We start from the raw sequence: 1,811 nt of genomic DNA, 5'->3' as shown, positions 1-1,811 counted from the left end.
GTTAACGTGGGTGCGCGGGCTCGCGTGGGAGCCATCAGCGTCGAGGGCGACTCGTCGCTCGCGGCCCACGTGGTCGCACGCGAGCTGCCCGTCGATACCGGAGACCTGTTCGACGCGAGCGCCCTTGCCGAGGGACAACGCGAGATCTTCGGGCTGGGCCTGTTCACGCTCGCGCTCGTGGACGTCGCGCCGTCGGCCGTGCGTGGCGACACCATCGTGCCGGTTCGGATCCGAGTCCAGCGCGGGCCGAGCCGCGTACTCTCGGCGTTCACCGGCTACTTCTCCGACGGCGGCGTCACGTTGCGTTCGGCGGCGACCCACCGGAACGCGTTCGGCGGCGCCCGCCAGCTCTCGGCGAACATCGAGTGGCGGACGGGCATCGGGTCCGGGATCGGCGGCGGCACCCAGTCCGTGACCGGCGGTCCGATCCGCGACTTCCGCGTGTCGCTCCCCTTCCGGCAACCGTACGTCCTCGATCGGCGCGTCTCGTACACGTTGCAGCCGTCGTACCGCGTCCGCGACGACGAGATCGAGTCGAGCACCCAGCTCGAGGTCTCGAACACGCTGCTGTTTACACGAGCGCCACTCCAGACCATCGGCCTGTCCCTGACGGGCCGTCGCCGCGACCTGTCCCGCGGCCTGGGCATCCGGCTCCTGGACGCCGGCCGCTTCGAGCCCGCCATCGACCCGCTCCTGCCCGATTCGCTCCAAGCCACGACGGGCGTCGTCGGCCTCGACGTGGTCTGGGGACAGGTCGACGATCCGCTCCAGCCGACGCGGGGCTTCGTGATCCGGCCCTCGGCCTCGATCGCGGCGGGCGACGTGTCCTACGGCCGAGGACGCGTGGCGGCGAGCGTCACGATCCCGATCGGCGACAGCCGCCGGACGGGCGTCGTGGGCCGCGTGGTGGCCGGTGGGCTGATGCCGTTCGGCGGCTCCGACGTGGACGCCGTGGGCGACTACGTCCTGCTCCGCGACCAGCTGTTCTACGCCGGCGGCACGAGCGACGTGCGCGGCTGGGCGTCGGCGCAGCTCGGCCCCAAGACGTTCTCCATCACGGCACCGTCTGTCGTCTCGGGCGAGATCCCAGATCCGGCGCGCGTCACGAGCCGAGGCGACATCAGCTACGTCGGCGTGGGCGGGCGCCTGAAAGGGTCCGCGAGCGTGCAGCTCAACCTGCCCCTGCCCATCGGGCCGCAGTGGGGCGCCAACGTGTTCGTCGACGGCGGCGTGGTCGAGTCCTCGAGTGCGGCGGCCACGAACGGCCTGATCCGGGCCGGCGGCACCCGGGCCGACATCGCGCTCGCGGACACGCTCGACCAAGAGGGCGGCATCCGCGTGGGGGCTGGGGCGGGCATCCAGTACCTGACGCCGGTCGGGTTTGTCTCGTTCGCGATCGGCGTCAAGGTCAACCCGTCGTACCTCGACCTGAGAACGCCGGCGCTGGTCTACTGCGGCTCGTCCATCGAGGCCGACGAGCCGGTGTGCTTTGGCGGGGCCGAGATCGACGCGCCGACAGCCGAGACGGAGCTCGGCTACATCGACGCCCGACTGAGCGGGCGCGACTTCGACCCCGCGGGCATCGATCCAGGCAGCATCTTTCGTCGCCTCCAGTTCCACCTGTCCATCGGGCAGACGTTCTAACCACCGGCTCCGTCCTCGAGGACAGACCTTCCCAGCCGCTCCCGCGTTCACGGCCTCGTGACTCCCGAACCCACCCGCACCGATCTGGGCTCCGGCGACGGCGCCGCGCCTCCGGGCGCGGTGCCGCCCGTGCCACGGGCCGACCTCGAGGACGGTGCGCCCCGCGC

General features: G+C 71.8%; 1 protein-coding gene. It reads left to right on the top strand.

The features are described from left to right. Positions 1 to 1,644: BamA/TamA family outer membrane protein (locus WBA11_RS06220; RefSeq protein WP_424519843.1), on the top strand; the 1,644-nt coding region annotated here is incomplete at its 5' end. Positions 1,645 to 1,811 lie beyond the last annotated feature (167 nt).

The sequence above is a fragment of the Rubrivirga sp. genome (assembly GCF_049648075.1).
GTDB lineage: Bacteria > Bacteroidota > Rhodothermia > Rhodothermales > Rubricoccaceae > Rubrivirga.
This window is presented reverse-complemented; position numbering and strand designations above follow the sequence as displayed.